We start from the raw sequence: 21601 nt of genomic DNA, 5'->3' as shown, positions 1-21601 counted from the left end.
AGGAGGAATTACAGTGTACGGAAGAACATATTTTTGCGGAGAAGTACCGGTAACAGCAATCGGAGAAGAAATCACTGTCAAAGGGTGGGTCCAAAAAAGACGTGACCTTGGCGGGTTAATTTTTATCGATTTAAGAGACCGTACAGGCATTGTCCAAGTTGTATTTAACCCAGATTTATCACCTGAAGCCCTAGGTCTAGCTGAAAAAATCAGAAGTGAATATGTATTAAGCGTACGGGGAAAAGTGGTAGCGCGTGAAGAGGGAACGATAAACAAAAACCTTAAAACAGGTAGTATTGAAGTTCAGGCAGAAGAGGTAATCATTATCAATGAATCCAAAACACCTCCATTTGCGATTACAGATAACGAAGAAGTATCTGAGGACCTTCGTTTATCTTACCGATATTTAGATCTTCGTCGTCCGGTTATGTTCGAAACGTTTAAAATGAGACATAAAGCGACTAAAGCAATCCGTGACTTCTTAGATGGAGAAGGTTTCCTTGATATTGAAACACCTATTTTAACTAAGAGCACTCCAGAAGGCGCGCGTGATTACTTAGTACCAAGCCGTGTGCATGAAGGTGAATTTTATGCATTGCCGCAATCGCCTCAAATCTTCAAGCAATTATTGATGGTTTCTGGAATTGAACGCTATTATCAAGTGGCACGTTGTTTCCGTGATGAGGACTTACGTGCAGACCGTCAGCCTGAGTTTACACAAATCGATATTGAAACTAGCTTTATGAGCCAAGAGGATATTCAGGATTTGACTGAACGCATGATGGCTAAAGTGATGAAGGAAGTCAAAGGAATCGAGCTTTCTTTACCACTACCGAGAATGACGTATGATGAAGCGATGAGCCGATATGGTATTGATAAACCTGATACTCGTTTTGCGATGGAATTAATTGACGTTAGCAATATCGTTAAAGATTCAGGCTTTAAAGTCTTCACAGGTGCAGTGGAATCCGGCGGACAGGTTAAGGCATTGAATGTAAAAGGTGCTGCTTCTAATTACTCCAGAAAAGATATTGATGCATTGGGTGAATTTGCTGCCCGCTACGGTGCAAAAGGGCTTGCATGGATGAAGATGGAGGAAGAAGGTCTAAAAGGACCAATCGCAAAATTCTTCCAGGATGAAGACGGAAAAGGTTTAATCGAGGTTACTGGTGCTGAAGCTGGAGACTTGCTGCTCTTTGTTGCTGATAAGAAATCCGTAGTCGCAGACGCATTGGGTAATTTACGAAATAAATTAGGAAAAGAATTAAACCTAATTGATGAAAGTAAATTTAATTTCTTATGGGTAACTGACTGGCCGCTTCTTGAATATAAAGAAGAAGATGGAAGATATTATGCAGCTCATCACCCATTCACAATGCCTGTTAGAGAACAAATTTCTTTGCTTGACGAAAACCCTGGTGAAGTAAAAGCAATTGCTTACGACCTTGTGTTAAATGGTTATGAATTGGGTGGAGGAAGCTTACGTATCTTTGAACGTGCTATTCAGGAAAAAATGTTTGAGGTCCTCGGATTCACACCAGAAGAGGCTAACGAGCAATTTGGTTTCTTAATGGAAGCCTTTGAATATGGTACTCCACCACATGGTGGAATTGCCTTGGGATTGGATCGTTTAGTCATGTTACTTTCCGGCCGTTCAAACTTACGTGATACGATTGCATTTCCTAAGACTGCAAGCGCGAGCTGCCTGTTGACAGATGCACCGAGTGAAGTATCTGAAAGCCAGCTTAAAGAGCTTAGTCTAAAGGTCTCAAAAATGGAATCGGGCTTGAAAAAGTAACCTGCTTTTGATATGATTAAATCAATTAATAGACGTCCTGAAGTGTACGTTATGCATCCTTTTTGTTTTGACCGAACATTTCTTTTAACGGGAGTCCGGAGTTTACCGCTTGCGCAAATGCCTTTTTCGTGAAGGACTTGCAACAAAGTGGAACAGGGCACCCACCTGCCGAGGGCGGGCCAAAGCACTAGGCATCAAACGGCACAATTTGGGGCGTCTATACTTATGAAGAATTGTTATAACTCATTGCAGCTGCTGCAATGAGTTTTTTATTTTTATCGATGAAAAATATATCCTTTCATTCCTAGTAGGAAAGTATGGTATCATAAATCGAAACGACGGAACAGCTAATGAAGAAAAGGTACATAATTTTAGAACGATACAATACTGCAGTGGCTGTTAATCAATGGTTTATCTCAATTGTCTAAGCGAAAGAATAGCAAGTAAAGGGATTGGTAGATAATCGTGGCCTGCTGCTGAATCAGCTGAAACTGTATTTTACATCGATAAATGCTTTCGTTTAAAATACAATCAAAGAGTTAAGCGCGTATAGATGAACAGAAATGTTTAGGAAAATAAAAATAGGTAATTACATTTACTAACAAAATGAAATTGGAGTGGAGCTATTCATGTTGCATCAATTCTCACGTAATGAATTGGCTGTCGGGAAAGATGGCTTGGAAATATTAAAAAATACAACTGTGGCGATTCTAGGTATTGGCGGAGTGGGTTCTTTTGCCGTGGAAGCTTTAGCGCGATCCGGGGTGGGCACGTTAATCTTGGTAGATAAGGACGATATAGATATAACAAATGTGAATAGACAAATTCATGCGTTATTATCCACTGTTGGAGAGCAAAAAGTAGATGCTATGAAAAAGCGTATTTTTGACATCAATCCAGATTGCGAAGTAATTGCTTTAAAAATGTTCTATACAGAGGAAACATATCAGGATTTCTTCGCCTATAAACCGGATTATGTAATCGATGCCTCCGATACGATTATTTACAAAATTCACTTGATGAAAGAATGTTTGATAAGGAATATTCCTATCATCTCAAGCATGGGCGCAGCCAATAAGATGGATCCAACCCGCTTTCAAATCGCGGATATATCTAAAACACATACAGATCCATTAGCTAAAGTGATCCGTACAAAATTAAAGAAAGAAGGCATTCGAAAAGGGATTCCAGTCATTTTCTCCGATGAGAGCCCAATTGTGCCTTTTGATGAAGTGACAAAAGTGGTGGGCAACCAGGATGCAGATATTCGTAAGGCTAAATTCCCGCCTTCATCTAATGCGTTTGTACCATCTACGGCAGGATTGATTGCAGCAAGCTGGGTAGTAAGAGAAGCATTGAAGGAAATTAAAATCAAACGAGTGAATGATTAACGTTATGGGTGAATTGTTACCTGCATGTAAAAAAGATTGGCTAATAGAAGCCAATCTTTTTTACTGCTTATTTTTAAACTGTTCCAGTCTTTCATATATAGCAGCTAATCGTTTCTCCTCGCCGGATTCAATCGGATCATAGTATTTTGTTCCCTTTAAGTTGCATGGGAGATAATCTTGTTTGACCCAGCCACCGAAAGTGCCGATAGGGTAGTCATGCGGGTATTTATAACCAACATGCCCGAGGTCTTTTGAGCCTGAATAATGGGCATCACGTAAATGCTTAGGGATATCCCCGACTTTGCCGCTTCGAATATCCGAAATGGCTTGATCCAATGCCTTATAAGCAGAATTTGATTTGGAGGATAGACACATTTCCACAACAGCCACTGAAAGCGGGATACGCGCCTCGGGAAGACCGAGACGTTCACTGGCGGTAACAGCTGCCAACACATTATTTCCGACGGAGGGATTTGCCAGTCCGATATCTTCATAAGCAATCACTAAAAGTCTCCGATTGACTGCAACCAGATCACCAACCTCAAGAAGGTGAGCTAAATAATATAAAGAAGCATGAACGTCGCTTCCTCTTATGCTTTTTTGCAGGGCGGATAACAGGTTATAGAAGTTTGAGCCTTTTTTATCTCCATAAACTCCTACATTCCCGCCTAAATCGTCAATGACTTCATCTTCTATGATATACGTATCCTCATCCCTGGTTGATGAGAAAACTGCTGATTCCAGCAGCGTTAACGATTTTCTTGCATCTCCATTTGAGTGAAGGGCAATTTTTTTTATTTGTTCCTCGGTGATTTGGATATCCATTTTTCCCAGACCATTTTTTTCATCAGAAAGGGCTCTTTGGAGCAGTGTGATGGTTTCTTCGACAGATAAGCGGGTAAGCTGCTTGATTTGGCCGCAGCGGCTCCGAATAGCTGGATTGACATCATGGAATGGGTTTTCCGTTGTGGCACCGATTAAAATGATATCGCCTCGTTCTACATGTGGCAGAAGATAATCCTGCTGAGCTTTATTGAATCGGTGAATCTCATCAAGAAAGAGGATAACCTGCCCGGTCAGACGTGTTTCATCAACAACTGCTTCGATATCCTTCTTCCCGGCTGTAGTTGCATTTAAAGCAATGAACGGTATTTTGGTGGTTCCCGCAATTGCATAAGCAATGGATGTTTTTCCAATGCCAGGTTCACCATATAATAACATAGAAGGGACATGCCCGTTTTTAATCATTTTATATAAACTGGTTTGTTTGCCGATGATTTCGTTCTGGCCAATAATTTCATCTAAGTTCTTAGGTCGCATTCGAAATGCGAGTGGTTCAGTATTCAACTAACTAACCTCCACAAATAAGCTTCAGGATGCTTTCATTATATCGATAAACGCTTCACATTCCTATATTTTCGTTTTTGCGTAAGAGCTGCGAATTTTATCCTTTCATGAGATTTCCTGTAGTCGAAACTGGTTTTTTTTACTATGATTAAATAGAAAATAAAAAATTAAGAAGAATTGTACTGAGTCATTGAAAATAGGCAATGATTTAATGTATGGTATACTTTTGTAGACTAAATGTAAGGCTGAGGTGCTAAGTAATGAAAATATCTACCAAAGGAAGATACGGACTTACCATTATGATTGATTTAGCTAAGAAACATGGAGAAGGTCCTACTTCCCTAAAATCGATAGCACAATCAAATAATTTGTCCGAACACTATTTGGAACAATTGGTTACCCCCTTGCGTAATGCAGGACTTGTTAAAAGTGTAAGGGGTGCCTATGGCGGCTATAAACTAACGAAAGATCCACATGAAATTACAGCAGGTGATGTGATCAAGGTGCTTGAAGGCCCAATTACACCGGTTGAAGGCATTGAGGACGAAGAACCTGTTAAACGGCAATTGTGGATTAAAATCAGAGATGCTGTAAAGGATGTTTTGGATAATACAACTTTGGAAGACTTGGCATCCTATGAAGAAGAGGACGACTCCACTCAATCATATATGTTCTACATTTAATATAAAGTAATTTTGTTTAGGCAAAGGAGGTATAGGCCATGGAACGGGTTTATATGGATCATGCAGCGACAACGCCTATGCATCCAGAAGTTATTGATGTGATGACGGAGGTTATGAAGAAGACTTACGGAAATCCATCAAGCATTCACCAATTCGGCAGAGAATCGAGAAAGCTAATTGATGATGCAAGAAGAGTGCTGGCTGAAAGTATTGGTGCACAAATAGATGAAATTATATTCACGAGCGGTGGTACAGAAGCAGATAATGCCGCAATCTATAGCAGTGTACAAGCTATGAAGAATAAAGGCAAACATATTATTACGTCAGAAATTGAACATCATGCCGTATTGCATACATGCCAGGCTCTTGAAAAAGAGGGATACGAGGTTACGTATTTGCCTGTCAATGAAGAAGGACAGGTAACTGTGAGTGCTGTTCAGGAAGCATTACGAGATGATACAGTTTTAGTGACAATCATGTTCGGAAATAATGAAGTGGGCACTATTCAGCCTATTCAGGAAATTGGCAGGCTTTTGGCTGACCATCAGGCATTGTTCCACACAGATGCGGTACAGGCATACGGAATCATTCCTATATCGGTTCATGAGTTAGCTGTGGATTTCTTAAGTGTGTCTGCACATAAAATTAATGGTCCGAAAGGTATTGGCTTCTTATATGCGCGAAAAGGCGTACCATTTAAGCCATTGCTACTTGGCGGTGAGCAGGAAAGAAAACGCCGGGCAGGAACTGAAAACGTGCCTGGGGCAGCAGGCTTTGCAAAGGCGGCTGAGCTGATGTCTAACACACGTGAGGAGAAAGCGAAGCAGTATAGAGCCTTTAAAGAAATAATGCTCCATGTATTTGACGAAGCAGGTATTAATTATTCCATCAATGGAAAGCTGGATGATTCACTGCCGCATGTATTGAATATTAGTTTTCCAGGAACGAGTGTTGAGGCTTTCTTAGTCAATATGGATTTGGCAGGGGTGGCTGTTTCAAGCGGTTCTGCCTGTACAGCTGGATCGATTGAACCATCGCATGTTCTTGTCTCGATGTTTGGAAAAGATTCAGAGCGGACAAAGAATTCAATTCGCTTCAGCTTTGGGCAGGGCAATACGGAACAAGAAGTAGAAAAAGCAGCGAAGATTGCTGTAAATGTGATAAATCGATTAGTGAAGTAAATAGGTATGAGGTGAAGTGTATAATGAAATCCCCGGCGGAAACTAGAGTTGTTGTCGGAATGTCCGGTGGAGTGGATTCTTCTGTTGCAGCTTATCTTTTAAAAGAGCAGGGCTATGACGTTGTAGGAATTTTCATGAAAAACTGGGACGATACAGATGAAAATGGTGTTTGTACAGCTACGGAGGACTATGAAGATGTCATCCGTGTCTGCAATCATATTGGAATTCCCTACTATGCAGTCAATTTTGAAAAACAGTATTGGGATAAAGTGTTTTCTTATTTCCTTGAGGAATATAAAGCGGGACGTACACCAAATCCCGATGTGATGTGTAATAAAGAAATTAAATTTAAGGCATTTCTTGAGCATGCCATGGATCTAGGTGCAGATTATTTGGCCACAGGCCATTATGCGCGTGTGGCTTACCAAGACGGAGAATATAAAATGCTTAGAGGGTTGGATAATAATAAGGATCAAACTTATTTTCTAAACCAATTAACTCAGGAACAATTAAGCAAGGTTATGTTCCCGATTGGTGAGTATGATAAGCCAAAAATTAGAGAAATTGCCTTGGAGGCTGGCCTGCCAACGGCTACTAAAAAAGATTCTACAGGCATTTGTTTTATCGGCGAGCGTAACTTTAAGGAATTTCTTGGGCAATATTTGCCGGCTAAACCTGGTGAGATGAGAACGATGAGTGGTGAACTGAAGGGTAAGCATGACGGCCTTATGTATTATACATTGGGACAGCGTCATGGACTTGGAATTGGCGGAAGCGGTGAACCGTGGTTTGCGGTTGGGAAAGATTTAGAAAACAATGTTCTATTAGTAGAGCAAGGTTTTCACCATGACAGCCTCTATTCTGATTCTATTATCGCTGACAAAATGAACTGGATTTCCGAAAGGAAACCAGGTGATACTTTTGAGTGTACAGCTAAATTCAGATATCGCCAGGCAGATAATAAGGTAACAGTGAAAGTATTGGATGACAATCAGGCAGAAGTAATTTTTGCTGAGCCAATCAGAGCGGTGACTCCTGGGCAAGCTGCAGTATTTTATGATGGTGAAGTCTGCTTGGGTGGAGGTACCATCGATAAAGTTTATAAAAAAGGTTTAAAACTTGATTATGTTGGGTAAATAAAATAGCCAATTGAATGTGGATAGTCTGTTTCGTAGAGAAACAGGCTATTTACGTTCTGTAAAATATACATATGCAGGTGATGAAGATGGATGTGAAGAAGTACGATTATTCACTTTCCAAGAAAGAGGTATTAAAAGTATTTGAAACTGATGCAGAAAGGGGGATAACGGAAAAAGAAGCCGAAGCGAGATTAAAAGACTATGGAAAAAATGAATTCGGAGTGGAGCAAAAAAATTCATTGTTAAAAATGATTGCTTTACAAATACATAACACACTTAATTACATATTGATGGTTGCCGCTTTATTCTCATTTATAGTGGGTGAAGTGAGTGACGGTTTAATTATTACATTTGTGATTATTATCAACACCATTATTGGTGTAGTCCAAGAGAAAAAGGCAGAAAATGCATTGGACGAACTAAAAAAGTTAGCAGCACCGAAAGCCTTGGTAAAAAGAGAAGGAAATGTCAGGGAAATAGATGCATCCTTGCTCGTACCTGGTGACTGCGTCTTACTTGAAGCCGGAAGGACAGTACCGGCTGATATTCGTATCATTCAATCCCATTCCTTGAAAATTGAAGAGTCTGCTTTAACGGGGGAGAGCCTTCCAGTAGATAAGGACGAGAATTGGAATTTGGAAAATCCTGATCAGCCACTTGGTGATTATCTTAATATGGCATTCATGTCTACTCAAGTTACAAATGGCCGAGGGATTGGAATTGTGGCTGCAACCGGGTTGAATACAGAGGTTGGGAAAATAGCTGAAATGCTTCACAGCACTGAATCCAGCAAAACTCCTTTGCAGAAAAATCTTGATCAGCTTGGGAAAAAATTAAGTTATTGTGCCATTATCGTTTGTGTCGTTATGTTCATTGTAGGATTAATGCAGGGACGGAATCCTGGAGAAATGTTTATGATTTCCACAAGTCTTGCTGTTTCGGCTATACCTGAGAGTTTATCGACAATGGTCATAATTGTTTTAACGCTAGGGGTAAGGCGCCTCATTAAGCAAAAGGCAATTATACGAAGAATTCCGGCAGTTGAAACTTTGGGTTCGGTTAGCATGATTTGTTCAGATAAAACAGGAACACTGACTTTGAACAAAATGAGTGTCGTTGAGCGTTATGTTAATTTAAAAGTTATAGAGGAAGATGTACCATATTCTGCGGATGACCAAAGGTTGATTAATCAATTGGCATTATGCTCGGATGCCACTTATGAACCGGAAGAAACCGGCGACCCGACAGAAGTGGCTTTTGTTAAAGCAGCACATGTGAATGGTTACACAAAGTCTGATTTAGATAAAGAATTTCCGCGTGTAGCCGAAATTCCGTTCGATTCAACGAGAAAAAGGATGACTACCATACATAAAGATGGCGATGGATACATTGTACTGACAAAAGGTGCAGTAGATATCCTGCTAGAGAGAATAACCACTATTCAACTAGATAGCGAAATAGTAAAAATGACGCAGGAATACATAACTGAAATTAATCAAGCTGTGATGCAGATGTCCAACCGCGCTCTTCGTGTAATGGCTTTGGCGGGAAAAAGAGTTTCGGCCGAAGCGATTTCTGAACTGAATGAAGAAGAAATAGAGAATGGTTTGACGTTTTTTGGAATGGTAGGCTTGATGGATCCGCCTCGACCGGAGGCAAAACTTCAAATTGAAAGAGCTCATCGTTCAGGAATTGAAGTAACGATGATTACAGGTGATCATCCGCAAACAGCGATTGCGATTGCGCACCGTTTAGGGATAACGGAATCCGATAAAGTTATCACGGGTGCCGAATTGAATCAAATGACACCTGAAGAATTGAAGGAAGCAGCAGTCGATACTCGTGTATTCGCCCGGGTATCACCGGAGCATAAAGTCCAAATCGTTCAGGCCTTCAAAGAAAATGGGCATATTGTTTCAATGACCGGTGATGGTGTTAATGATGCTCCTTCCTTAAAAACAGCTGATATTGGGGTTGCTATGGGACAAACTGGGACAGATGTTGCCAAGGGTGCCTCTGATATGGTTTTAATGGATGATAATTTCACCACGATTATAAAAGCGGTTGAAGAGGGTAGAAATATTTTTGCTAATATACGAAAATCTGTGCTTTTCCTTGTTACAAGTAACTTTGGTGAAGTTCTAGTGCTCTTTTTTGCCATCTTGCTTGGCTGGCCGACACCGTTACTGACCGTCCATATTTTATGGCTGAATTTAGTTGGTGATTCTATTCCAGCCTTTGCGCTTGGTGTAGATAAGAATAAGGATGTTATGCTGGATAAACCAAGGCCTAAAAAAGAAGGGATTTTCACGAGGGATTCAGTCATCTTCCTGATTTTAAATGGTTTGTTGATTGGTGTAGCTTCTCTCCTAGCCTTCCTAATTGGGTTGAAATGGGCTGCTGGAATTGATTCCATATTCGATTTACAATTTAATCAGCTTACAGACCATGAACTGAGAGTCGGACAAACGGTTGCCTTTATGGCACTAACCTTTATTAGCTACATGCAAGTATATAATGTCAGACATTTACGTAAACCAATCTGGAAAACAGATGTGTTTAGCAATAAATATTTAAATTGGTCTGTCATAGGTGTCATCTTGTTACAATTGGCAGTTGTTTATATCGAACCTTTTGCCAAATTACTCAAGATTGAACCGATAGGCTTAAGGGAATGGATCCTAATCTTCTTCTGTACAATTGGAACCATTGTCGTAAATGAAATTGTTAAGGGCTTCTTAAGATACTATGAAAAAAGAAAGGCTATGGATTAAGCTCCATAGCCTTCTATATTTCTTCGCTGATTCGATTAGCAATCAGGCGATATCCCTTGTCATTTAAATGGAGGCTATCACTGAAATAGTCTTTTTTTGTTTTATCCTGAAACAAATCATCTGTTGGTACGAAGGTGATAGATGAGTAGTTACTGACCGTTTCTTTTAGATCGTGATTCCAGTCATCTAGAATTTCGTCAAGGCGGTCGTCATTAGGAAATGGATTATATAATCCAACAACAATAAAGGGGACATCATGGTCAACCATGCGAATGCTTTTCAAAATGTCATCTACATTATCAAGATAATCTTTTTTCCCTTTCTTTATAGCGGCTTGATTGATGGTTTGAAAATCACCGCCCAAACTTGTACGCAAATCATTAGTGCCTATAAATAAGATAATATAGTCAGCTTCATTCACTTTCTCACTTATTGTAGGATTCGCTAATTGTTTGATAACTCCCTCTGACTCCTGACCCGGAATTCCATAATTATTGATTTTATAATTTTTATTTGAGGATTCGCTTTCTGAAATTTTTTCAAGCTGACCGACATAGCCTTCCTCATGGCGATCGCCCACCCCATAGGTTAAGGAATCACCTAAAGCCATAATGACATGTTCCTGATCGGCTTTTATCTTTTCATCTAAAAAGAAGGTATATCCGATATAAATCAGTCCGATTATTAGTAAAAGTCCAGCTGCATAGTGTAGTTTCTTCATATCTCTCACTCCCATAGATATACTTCTACCCTAAAATCAAAGAATTTTAACAAAAAGTGTAATATTTTAATCTATATGATTAAGAGAGTAACCTAGTCATAAATAGGAAGGTAAACTGGTGGGATTTACTATAACTTATAAATGGTGGCGCGCTGCTAGCCCAGATGCTTGTCTCTGGGACAACGGACTATCACTTTGTGGTATACTATTTCCATTCAGTTAGGAATGTAGGAGTGAATAGTATGGATAAAAATAAATTAGGTATTCAATATATGGAACAAGGAAAATGGGAGGATGCTGCAAAAGTATTCACCGAAATGATTGAAGAAAATCCAAATGACCCAGTAGGGTTTATCAATTTCGGCAATGTATTGGCATCGATGAACGACAATCAACGTGCGATTAAATTTTTTGAAAGAGCTATTGAACTGGATCCGGAAGCTGCGACTGCCTATTATGGATTGGGCAGCATTTATTATGAGCTCGATGATTTAGTGAAGGCGAAGGATCAGTTTGAGCTGGCTATCAAAAAAGGAATTGAAACAGCAGATGTGATGTTTATGCTGGGATTATGTCTGCTTCATTTAGACCAGCCGAAGCTGGCATTACCTTATTTCCAAAGAAGTGTTGAATTAAATCCGTCGGATGCAGAAGCTCAGTTCCATTATGGACTGGCTTTGGCAGGTGCTGAAATGTATGATATGGCGATTGATGCATGGAATAAGACGCTTGAAATTGATGAGTCACATGCAGATGCGTATTTTAACCTGGGTGTGGCCTACGGTGGGATTAAGGGAGATGCAGATAAAGCAATCGCTTATTTTGAAAAAGCGGTTGAAATCCAGCCTGATCACATCCTTGCTTTGAATGGGTTAAAACAAATGAAAGAACTGTTATAAACGGGAGGTGCTTCTTGTGGAACAAGAGTCGTTCGTCTTCTCCGACAATGACAAACCTTTCATCAAAGGAACACATTTGGTTACCATTTTTCATAATGAACAAAATTTATACTCGGTTGTACGAATCAGAGTGAAAGAAACGAATTTGAATTACGATGAAAAAGAAGCTGTTATTACCGGGTATTTCCCCCCTATTCATGAGGAAGAAAAATACACGTTTTATGGGAAAATGAAAGAACATCCCCGTTTTGGGATTCAATTTCATGTAGATACCTTCCAGCGTGAAGTTCCTGAATCAAAGGAGGGTGTGATTGCTTATTTATCCGGATCTCTTTTTAAAGGGATTGGTAAAAAGATTGCAGAATCGATTGTCGAAAAACTTGGCGAAAAGGCAATCTCCAAAATTTTAGCGAATCCATCATTGCTCGATCAAATTCCTAAGCTAAGCGGTGAAAAGGCAAAGCAATTGTATGATACTCTGGCAGCCAATCAGGGCCTGGAGCAAATCATGATTAATTTATCCAGCCTGGGGTTTGGACCTCAGCTGTCGATGAAAATTTATCAGGCTTATAAAGAGGACACGATTTCCATCATTGAGCAAAATCCATACCAGCTAGTCGAAACGATTGAGGGAATTGGATTTACTCGCGCAGATGAAATCGGACTGCAGCTCGGCATTGGAGGAAGCCATCCATCCAGGATTAAGGCAGCGATTCTCTATACACTTGACAGATCTTGTGTACAGGACGGGCATTCGTATACCGAGGCTGAGGAACTGTTGATCAGCGTAAAAACTCTCTTGGAACAAAATCAAAATGTGACCATCACTTTTGAGCAAATTACGGAATCACTTATCCAACTCGGTGAAGAGGGAAAAATCATTGGAGAAGAGAAAAGGTTTTATATGCCGTCCCTCTACTTTTCTGAAAAAGGGATTGTAACGAATATTAAACGGATTATGTCTCAGGACTCATATGCCGATCAATTTCCTGAATCTGAATTTTTATTGGAGCTAGGCAAACTAGAAGAGCGAATTGGGATGGAGTACGCTGAGGAGCAAAAGGATGCAATCTTTAAAGCCTTACATTCTCCGATGCTAATCCTGACAGGAGGTCCTGGTACCGGTAAAACAACCGTTATTAAAGGAATCGTTGAATTATATTCAGAATTACATGGTTTGTCCCTTAATCCAAAAGATTATAATAATGAAAATCCATTTCCATTTGTTTTAGCAGCTCCAACAGGACGCGCGGCAAAAAGGATGAAGGAATCCACAGGGCTTCCCGCCGTAACTATCCACCGTTTATTGGGCTGGAATGGGTCGGATGTTCAGCGTGATGAAGATAATCCAATCAGCGGAAGGCTTTTAATTGTAGATGAGATGTCTATGGTAGACATTTGGCTGGCCAATCAGCTTTTTAAAGCATTGCCGAATGATATGCAAGTCATCCTCGTTGGTGATGAGGATCAGTTGCCTTCAGTTGGACCAGGTCAGGTATTGAAGGATTTACTTGCCTCTTCCGTTATTCCTGTAACCCGTCTGGAATCGATATTCAGACAGGAAGATGGTTCTTCCATTATTCAGCTCGCGCATGCGATAAAAAACGGACAGCTGCCGCCAGATATTCGGAAACCGCAGGGCGATCGTTCATTTTTCTCTTGTTCCACTAATCAAGTAGCAGATGTGATTAGGCAGGTTGTAACCAATGCCCGCCAAAAAGGGTTCCCAGCCCGTGATATTCAGGTTTTGGCTCCAATGTACAGAGGGAGTGCCGGAATTGATTCCCTCAATGTCCTCCTGCAGGGCATTCTTAATGATAATCGCGATAAGAAGAAAAGGGAATTGACTTTTGGGGATGTGGTTTATCGGGTTGGAGATAAGGTTCTCCAATTAGTGAATCAGCCTGAAAATGGGATTTACAATGGTGATATGGGTGAAATTATTGCGATTATCTATGCAAAGGAAAATGAAGATAAGCAGGATCAGATTTTTGTTTCATTTGATGGCATTGAAGCGAAGTATACACGCCAGGAGCTCAATCAAATAACTCATGCTTATTGTTGTTCCATTCATAAATCCCAGGGAAGTGAATTCCCAATCGTCATATTGCCAGTTGTTAAGAGCTATCACCGCATGCTAAGGAGGAACTTAATTTACACGGCTATAACAAGGAGCAAACAGTTCCTGATTGTATGCGGTGAAGAGGAAGCCTTACGATACGGCGTCGGTCGCAGTGGTGAGGAGGAACGGCGAACAACTCTACTTGAAAAACTGCAGGAAGGGTTCCGTGATAAGGAACTTATCTCCAAACCTGAAAATCCAGTTACTGAAAATGAAAGTTCCAATGAAGACGGCTTGACGTATGAGCAAAAAATATTCCAAACAGATCCAATGATTGGGATGGAAAACATTACGCCTTATGATTTTATGATACGCGGTTAAAATACAAATGTCGGTCTTTAAGCTGAATGAATTCTGCATACAATGGACAAACTGGCAATTACAGAGATATTTTTTATGAGGTGATTGCTATGAAATGTCCGAATTGCTCCAGCAAAGATATCGGCAAGATTGGCGTGAATCAATATTATTGCTGGAATTGTTTTGTGGAATTATCTATCCAAAAAGGAATTATGCATGTCCATCAGGTGGAAGAGGATGGAGTGTTAAGTTCTTTAGATGATTTGTTTAGCGAAGAAGACCGACAGATGAGTCTTTGATTCGTACTTCCTAAATTATGAGGTGAGTTGCTATGAATAAAATGGTTTCGTCGTTAATAACCTTAGGAGCGGGAATGGCGATCTATCGGAGTATGTCCAATAATGGAATGCTATCCGGCCGTAATATGAGAAAGATTAAACGAACAATCATGAAGTCATTTTGATTGGAAGTTAAGGGTTTAAAAGGTAGATTCTCTGCCTTTTAAACCTTTTTTAGTGTATGCCTGCAGAATCCCCATACATATTTTCTTTTAACATAAAGAAAATAGTACAGAGGTGGGATTTTTGAACATACAGATAAAGTGGTTTTATCGACTTGGATTTCTATTATTATTATTTATCGTATTATTTGTGTTTTACTTGCTCAGACCTATATGGTCTCCTGTTATACAGGTTTTTCTAACTGCATTATCACCATTTATTGGAGCCGCTCTTATTAGTTACCTCCTTCATCCCCTGGTGGAAAAAGTTCATCAGAAAGGTTTGCATAGAGGTTTGGCAATCGGTTTGATTTATCTGGTGTTTTTTGGGGCAGTCGGCTATGGATTGTATAAAGGAATTCCAGTATTCATTAACCAAATGATTGATGTTGCAGAAAGAGCACCAGAAATGGCAGAGTTATATCGAGGTTACATAGCTCGTTTTCATTCACAAACCTCAAGCTGGCCGTTTGGTCTGCATGATCGTTTGGAGCAAATCATCAGCTCTATAGAAATGAAACTGAGTTCTTCTATAACTGTATTAATAGAAGCGCTAAGTGGGCTGTCGGATTTTTTCATCTTTGTGTTACTCATCCCTCTCATATCCTTTTATTTACTGAAGGATGCTGAAAAGATTATTGATTTTGGTTTAAGATTATTTCCTAAAAAAAGCAGAGACACAACGAAAAAGTTCTTGAAGGATATCGACCATTCTTTGGGCGGATATCTTCGCGGACAGCTCTTGGTCTGTACGATTGTGGGATCCTTTGCCGCTATACTTTTCTGGTTATTTGGTATGAAGTATCCTTTATTGCTGAGCCTTTTTATTGGGGTAACGAATATTATTCCCTATTTCGGACCTCTGATTGGAGCGGTTCCGGCATTGCTCGTAGCGATCACTATGTCAACGGGCATGGTCATCAAGGTGGCCATTATCATTATTGTGATTCAATTTCTGGAGGGGAATGTCCTTTCACCAATTATCATGGGGAAAACGTTAAAGCTGCACCCGCTTATTATCATTTTTGCTTTGCTTGTCGGTGGTGAGATTAGCGGAATACTAGGCCTGATTCTTGCTGTCCCTATTTTAGCCTTTTTGAAGGTTGCTATTACTCATAGTAAAATATTAAGGAATAACCCTTAAACAATTCCTGAAACATTGACAAAGAAAACACTTATGACTATAATCCAACTTATAACGGAATATATTGAAATATGTTGATGGACCGAGTATGTTTAAGCCCTTCCGAATGTAAATCCTATTTACATGAAAGAGAGAAGTCTCCATGGCTGAAAGAGACTTTGGAAGAAGAGAGACAGAAAGCTAGTCCGGAGTGCGGGCAAAAACCCGCCGTTTAAACCGCGTTAAGGTTTCTGAGGTGACGAAACTTTTTAGATGTTTCGTAATCAGGGTGGTACCGCGAGTCAAGCTCTCGTCCCTGTTTTTAGGGATGAGGGCTTTTTTGTGTATAAAAAAGGAGGATTCAATCTTATGAAGTACATGACTGGGGCAGAAATTCGCCAAATGTTTTTAGATTTCTTTCAGGAAAAAGGTCACAGAATTGAACCGAGTGCATCGTTAGTACCGGTGGAAGATCCGACACTGTTATGGATTAATTCCGGAGTTGCAACATTAAAAAAATATTTTGATGGACGAGTTATTCCTGAAAATCCAAGGATTACGAATGCCCAAAAATCGATTAGAACAAACGATATTGAAAATGTTGGAAAAACAGCTCGACACCATACTTTCTTTGAAATGCTGGGTAACTTCTCTATTGGAGAATATTTCAGAGAGGAAGCAATCAAATGGGGCTGGGAGCTATTAACAGATGAACGCTGGTTTGCTATGCCAAAAGACAAGCTTTATATCACATACTATCCAGCAGATACTGATACCCTTAAGGTATGGAAAAGCTTAGGCGTACCGGATAGTCACTTAATTCCGCTTGAGGACAATTTCTGGGAAATTGGTGAAGGCCCATCCGGACCTGATACTGAAATTTTCTTTGACCGCGGTACAAAATTTGATCCTGAAGATATCGGCATTCGTTTAATTGAAGAAGATATCGAAAATGATCGTTATATTGAGATCTGGAATATCGTATTGTCTCAATTTAATGCAAATCCAGAAATACCGCGCAGTGAGTATCCTGAATTACCGAAGAAAAATATTGATACAGGGATGGGATTAGAGCGGATGGCATCCATTTTCCAAAATGGTGACACGAACTTTGATACGGATTTATTCCTGCCGATTATCCATAAAACTGAAGAAATTTCAGGTCAACAATATAGAACAAGTGCGGATAAAGATGTAGCATTTCGTGTTATTGCTGACCATATCCGTACGGTTGCGTTTGCAATAGGTGATGGAGCACTTCCTTCCAATGAAGGACGCGGATATGTTTTACGCAGATTGCTGCGCAGAGCTGTTCGTTTTGCTAAGAAAATTGGTATCAATAAGCCATTTATGTATGAATTGGTTCCAGTTGTGGCGGATATCATGGTAGATTATTATCCAGAAGTTAAACAGAAACAGGACTTCATAGCGAAGGTTGTTCGTAATGAAGAGGAGCGTTTTCATGAAACTCTTCATGACGGGTTAGCTATACTTGCGGAAGTTATTGAGGCTGAGAAGAAAAGGGGCAGCGATATAGTAAACGGATTTGATGTATTCCGTCTCTATGATACCTATGGATTCCCAGTTGAATTAACAGAAGAGTATGCTGAAGATGAAGGCATGAAAATCGACCGTAAAGGTTTCGAAAGAGAGATGGAAGCTCAGCGGACACGTGCACGTGCTGCTCGCCAGGATGTAGACTCCATGCAAGTACAAAGCGGTATTTTAGGTGACATAAAAGTACAAAGTAAATTTGTTGGATATGAAACCCTTGAATGCCCGGCAACAGTGGAAGTAATCATTAAAAATGGTGAAAAAGCGGACGATGCCATGGCGGGAGAAGAAGTTCAAATCATTTTTGACCAAACACCTTTCTATGCTGAAAGCGGCGGACAAATTGCGGACAAAGGATTCTTTGAATCTGAAGACCTACGAGTATTCGTGAAGGATGTTCAAAAAGCTCCAAATGGCCAAAACCTGCATACAGTTATCGTAGAATATGGATTACTGAAGGAAGGTGCGTATGGGAAAGCGGTTGTAGATGAAGCAAATCGCCGTAAAATCATTAAAAACCATACGGCAACTCATTTACTGCATCAAGCATTAAAGGATGTACTGGGCACGCATGTCAACCAAGCGGGTTCTTTAGTAAGACCGGACCGACTTCGTTTTGACTTTTCTCATTTTGGACAAGTTACAGAAGAAGAGCTGGAACAGGTTGAGCAAATCGTGAATGATAAAATTTGGAAGAGTATTGATGTAACGATTGAAAATAAACAGATTGAAGAAGCAAAAGCAATGGGGGCAATGGCTCTATTCGGTGAAAAATATGGCGATATCGTACGTGTTGTCCAAGTGGGAGATTATAGCCTTGAGCTCTGCGGTGGCTGCCACGTTCCTAATACTTCTGCTATCGGGCTGTTCAAAATTGTCTCTGAAGGTGGAATAGGGGCTGGTACCAGAAGGATTGAAGCAGTAACGGGCGAATCTGCGTATCTTCAATTAAAAGAACAAATTGGTGTTCTTCGCCAAGCAGCAGCTAAAGTTAAAGCTAATCCAAAAGATTTGCCTGTTAAAATTGATTCCCTATTAGGCGAATTAAAAGACGCACAAAAAGAAAATGAATCATTAGCAGCCAAGCTTTCCAATATCGAGGCAGGAAATATTCAATCCAAAGCTGAAACAATTAATGGTGTAACGGTTTTATCAGCGAAGGTAGAGGCTCAGGATATGAATAATTTAAGAAATATGGCTGATGACTTAAAGCAAAAGCTAGGGTCCTCCATCATTGTCCTTGGAAGTGCGCAAGGAGAAAAAGTAAACTTAATTGCTGCAGTTACAAAAGATTTAATAGACCAAGGATACCATGCCGGTAAAATCATTAAAGAGGTAGCGGCACGCTGCGGTGGTGGCGGAGGTGGACGTCCTGATATGGCTCAGGCCGGCGGTAAGAACCCTGCTGATTTAGAAGCAGCACTTGAACTGGTAAAAGATTTGGTTAACAAATAAAAACGGGGCAAAGGATTTGCCCCCCTTCTTTTTGAATCTAATCATTTTGGCATGGATAGTATTGACTAGCCAAAACTATCATTCGAATTTTATTATTAGGTTTAAGTAGTGTACAATAAGAGGAACAATGGAAATATAGCTTTTTGAATGAAAGCGGGGTGCGTTGGAATGAGTTCATTTGATAAAACAATGAAATTTAATTTCCCGGAGGATTCTTTTGAGCATGACGTTAGCCATGTTTTAATGGAAGTCTATAATGCTCTAAATGAAAAAGGTTACAATCCTATTAACCAGATTGTAGGTTATCTTTTGTCAGGAGACCCTGCTTATATTCCGCGTCATAATGATGCACGAAATCTTATTAGAAAGCTTGAAAGAGATGAGATTATAGAAGTTCTGGTCAAATCTTATTTAGAGCAGCAACGAGAGGGATAATATGCGAATTGTAGGTCTTGATGTGGGTAGTAAAACTGTGGGAGTCGCCATCAGTGATGAAATGGGCTGGACTGCTCAAGGTTTGGAAACCATAGCAATTGACGAAGAAAAAAATCAGCTTGGCCTGAAACGTTTAGATGAAATCCTTAAACCTTATAAAGTCGATAAATTTGTCGTAGGTTTGCCGAAAAATATGAATGGAACTGTAGGTCCGCGAGGCGAGGCAAGTCAGTATTATGCTTCAAAGCTTGAAAAACGATATAAGGTTCCGGTCGTTTTGTGGGATGAACGTTTAACCACAATGGCCGCAGAACGGGTTTTATTAGATGCAGATGTAAGCCGTAAAAAACGCAAAAAAGTTATAGATAAAATGGCCGCTGTCTTAATTCTGCAAGGATATTTAGATAGTGGCGGCAAATAATTTAGAGGTGATCAGACATGGAAGAAAATATGATAACAATTGTTGATGAAGATGGTAACGAGCAGTTACACGAAATATTACTTACGTTCGAATTGGATGATTATGATAAGCAATACGTTGTATTTGCACCAGTAGGAAACGAAGGCGAAGAAGATGAAGACCTCATCCATGTAGCTTCTTATATTCCTGATGAAACAGGTGAAGTCGGAACATTAAATGATATAGAAGATGATGAAGAATGGGCTCTAGTTGAAGAAGTCATTAATACATTCTTCGACGAAGAAGAATAAACTGAAAATATAGCTCTCCCGGTTTTATCGGGGGAGTTTTTTTATGTGTAGATTTAAGTATTGTGGAATAATGATGAAATGGTTTTACAAGGAATGGTGAAAGGATGATTATTCAAGAGATTTTAGGTAAATTCTCCGAAAAATAGAGCATGTTATAAAAAAGTAATGGTCAATTCATGAAATTTATTATATAATCAAGCGGTTTAAGAAAAAGTTTTATGATAATCATTGACAGATTCCGCTAATGTTTGCAATAAATAAAGAGGGCTTGTAATAAAATGCCTTAGGGGGGCATCACTTTTGGATAATGATAAAAATTGGAAGAAAGAGCAAATGAAAATAAAGCTACTTGAAAGACAGAGTGAAGCTAGAGTGGTACGGAAAATTGTTACTGTTTCGTTAGTTGCTGTCATCCTTGTCATGACGCTTGTTGGACTTGGGGGGTATTTGTATATCTCCTCCGCATTAAAACCTGTTGACCCAGATAATAAAGATGCAATCAAGGTGGAAATCCCTCGTGGTTCAGGAATTAGTTTGATTTCTCAAACATTAGAGGATAATGGAGTCGTTAAAAACGCGAAAGTATTTAAATACTATGTCAAGTTTAAAAATGAATCTGGTTTCCAGGCTGGAACCTATAATTTATCACCATCTATGACAATTCAGGAAATCATCGATCAAATCAAAAATGGAATTGTAGCTGAGACCTATCGAATTACTATTCCGGAAGGAAGAGATCTGGAACAAATTTCAGAAATTATTGCCAAGAAAACAGGCAAAAAGTCAAAAGATGTCTTAGCCGTTATAAATAAAAATGGATTTATTAAAGAAATGATGAATAAGTATCCTGATTTATTAACGGATGATATTCTTGCCGAGAATGTCAGATATCCATTGGAAGGATATTTATATCCAGCAACGTATTCATTTTATGAGGAAGATCCAACAATAGAGTCAATTGTTAGCGATATGGTAAAAAAAACCAACGAAATCTTAGCGAAGTATAAGGATGAAATGTCCAAGGATAAATGGACACCGCATACACTATTAACAATGGCATCCTTAATTGAAGAAGAAGCAACTGAGAAGGTGGATAGGGATAAAATATCTGCTGTGTTTAAAAACAGGATGGAGAAGGATATGCGATTGCAAACTGATCCAACTGTTCTGTACGCATTGGGAGAGCATAAAGATCGGGTGACATACAAAGACTTAGAAGTCGACTCACCATATAATCTTTATCGACATAAGGGGTTAACCCCTGGACCAATTGCCAATGCAGGTGAAACCTCTATTCAGGCGGCATTAAACCCTGCAGATATTGATGACCTATATTTCCTTGCTACTAAATCGGGAGAAGTCATCTTTAATAAAACATTAGAAGAACATAATAAAGATAAGGCAAAACATATAACGAATAATTAAGCATTTGGAGGGGAACTATGGAAGAGAAGAAACGTTTCGCTTCT

Annotated in this window: 18 protein-coding genes and 1 other RNA gene; 17 read left to right on the top strand and 2 right to left on the bottom strand. The window is 39.6% G+C overall.

The annotated features are described in order from the left end of the window. Positions 1-13: 13 nt before the first annotated feature. The 3 genes from aspS (at position 14) to FHY47_RS09025 (ending at position 3189) form a co-directional block, all read left to right on the top strand. Entirely contained in the window at positions 14-1798 is a 1785-nt protein-coding gene (aspS, locus tag FHY47_RS09035) for an aspartate--tRNA ligase (RefSeq protein ID WP_139892609.1), read from the top strand. 31 nt (positions 1799-1829) lie between these two features. Continuing rightward, a non-coding RNA gene (gene ssrS, locus FHY47_RS09030) (6S RNA) lies at positions 1830-2017 on the top strand. 410 nt (positions 2018-2427) lie between these two features. After that, positions 2428-3189 carry a tRNA threonylcarbamoyladenosine dehydratase gene (locus tag FHY47_RS09025; protein ID WP_066105431.1) on the top strand — a complete coding sequence of 254 codons (762 nt, stop codon included), beginning with the start codon at positions 2428-2430 and terminating at the stop codon, positions 3187-3189. Between the two features lie 60 nt (positions 3190-3249). Here FHY47_RS09025 and FHY47_RS09020 read toward each other — a convergent pair whose 3' ends face one another. Then, positions 3250-4536 carry a replication-associated recombination protein A gene (locus FHY47_RS09020; protein ID WP_139892608.1) on the bottom strand — a complete coding sequence of 429 codons (1287 nt, stop codon included), beginning with the start codon at positions 4534-4536 and terminating at the stop codon, positions 3250-3252. A gap of 260 nt (positions 4537-4796) precedes the next feature. Between FHY47_RS09020 and cymR the strand changes: the two genes are divergently transcribed. The 4 genes from cymR to FHY47_RS09000 all read left to right on the top strand — a co-directional run bounded on the left by cymR (position 4797) and on the right by FHY47_RS09000 (position 10313). Further along, entirely contained in the window at positions 4797-5219 is a 423-nt protein-coding gene (gene cymR, locus FHY47_RS09015) for a cysteine metabolism transcriptional regulator CymR (protein ID WP_066105425.1), read from the top strand. A 38-nt stretch (positions 5220-5257) separates the two neighbouring features. Further along, positions 5258-6400 carry a cysteine desulfurase family protein gene (locus FHY47_RS09010; RefSeq protein ID WP_066105423.1) on the top strand — a complete coding sequence of 381 codons (1143 nt, stop codon included), beginning with the start codon at positions 5258-5260 and terminating at the stop codon, positions 6398-6400. 23 nt (positions 6401-6423) lie between these two features. Next, positions 6424-7536 (top strand): tRNA 2-thiouridine(34) synthase MnmA, encoded by a 1113-nt coding sequence (gene mnmA / locus FHY47_RS09005; RefSeq protein WP_373925494.1) that lies wholly within the window; start codon positions 6424-6426, stop codon positions 7534-7536. A 74-nt stretch (positions 7537-7610) separates the two neighbouring features. Further along, entirely contained in the window at positions 7611-10313 is a 2703-nt protein-coding gene (locus FHY47_RS09000; protein ID WP_262365987.1) for a cation-translocating P-type ATPase, read from the top strand. A 13-nt stretch (positions 10314-10326) separates the two neighbouring features. Here FHY47_RS09000 and FHY47_RS08995 read toward each other — a convergent pair whose 3' ends face one another. Then, positions 10327-11034, bottom strand: coding sequence for a DUF459 domain-containing protein (locus tag FHY47_RS08995; RefSeq protein WP_175354277.1), 708 nt, complete (start codon positions 11032-11034; stop codon positions 10327-10329). 242 nt (positions 11035-11276) lie between these two features. Here FHY47_RS08995 and FHY47_RS08990 point away from each other — a divergent pair, with 242 nt between their 5' ends. The 10 genes from FHY47_RS08990 to mltG all read left to right on the top strand — a co-directional run bounded on the left by FHY47_RS08990 (position 11277) and on the right by mltG (position 21557). Next, entirely contained in the window at positions 11277-11933 is a 657-nt protein-coding gene (locus tag FHY47_RS08990; RefSeq protein ID WP_066105415.1) for a tetratricopeptide repeat protein, read from the top strand. Between the two features lie 16 nt (positions 11934-11949). Next, complete coding sequence (recD2, locus tag FHY47_RS08985) at positions 11950-14376, top strand: SF1B family DNA helicase RecD2 (RefSeq protein ID WP_262365986.1); 2427 nt, start codon at positions 11950-11952, stop codon at positions 14374-14376. A gap of 89 nt (positions 14377-14465) precedes the next feature. Then, positions 14466-14654 carry a hypothetical protein gene (locus FHY47_RS08980; protein ID WP_066105409.1) on the top strand — a complete coding sequence of 63 codons (189 nt, stop codon included), beginning with the start codon at positions 14466-14468 and terminating at the stop codon, positions 14652-14654. 32 nt (positions 14655-14686) lie between these two features. Continuing rightward, positions 14687-14818 carry a YrzQ family protein gene (locus FHY47_RS08975; protein ID WP_077248072.1) on the top strand — a complete coding sequence of 44 codons (132 nt, stop codon included), beginning with the start codon at positions 14687-14689 and terminating at the stop codon, positions 14816-14818. A gap of 112 nt (positions 14819-14930) precedes the next feature. Continuing rightward, positions 14931-15998 carry an AI-2E family transporter gene (locus tag FHY47_RS08970; protein WP_316246000.1) on the top strand — a complete coding sequence of 356 codons (1068 nt, stop codon included), beginning with the start codon at positions 14931-14933 and terminating at the stop codon, positions 15996-15998. Between the two features lie 348 nt (positions 15999-16346). Beyond that, on the top strand, positions 16347-18986 hold the full coding sequence (gene alaS, locus FHY47_RS08965) for an alanine--tRNA ligase (RefSeq protein WP_066105403.1): 2640 nt from the start codon (positions 16347-16349) through the stop codon (positions 18984-18986). A 168-nt stretch (positions 18987-19154) separates the two neighbouring features. Next, positions 19155-19421 carry an IreB family regulatory phosphoprotein gene (locus FHY47_RS08960; RefSeq protein ID WP_066105399.1) on the top strand — a complete coding sequence of 89 codons (267 nt, stop codon included), beginning with the start codon at positions 19155-19157 and terminating at the stop codon, positions 19419-19421. Position 19422: 1 nt separating this feature from the next. Then, positions 19423-19842: a Holliday junction resolvase RuvX gene (ruvX, locus tag FHY47_RS08955; protein WP_066105397.1), complete on the top strand. Its 420-nt coding sequence runs from the start codon at positions 19423-19425 to the stop codon at positions 19840-19842. Between the two features lie 17 nt (positions 19843-19859). Next, positions 19860-20132 (top strand): DUF1292 domain-containing protein, encoded by a 273-nt coding sequence (locus FHY47_RS08950; protein ID WP_066105394.1) that lies wholly within the window; start codon positions 19860-19862, stop codon positions 20130-20132. A gap of 300 nt (positions 20133-20432) precedes the next feature. Beyond that, complete coding sequence (mltG, locus tag FHY47_RS08945; protein ID WP_225983611.1) at positions 20433-21557, top strand: endolytic transglycosylase MltG; 1125 nt, start codon at positions 20433-20435, stop codon at positions 21555-21557. Positions 21558-21601: the final 44 nt, after the last annotated feature.

It is taken from the genome of Bacillus sp. E214 (genome assembly GCF_008087365.1).
In the GTDB taxonomy this organism is placed as follows: domain Bacteria; phylum Bacillota; class Bacilli; order Bacillales; family Pradoshiaceae; genus Pradoshia.
The sequence above is the reverse complement of the archived record's forward strand: the minus strand, read 5'-3'. Positions and strand labels throughout refer to the sequence as shown.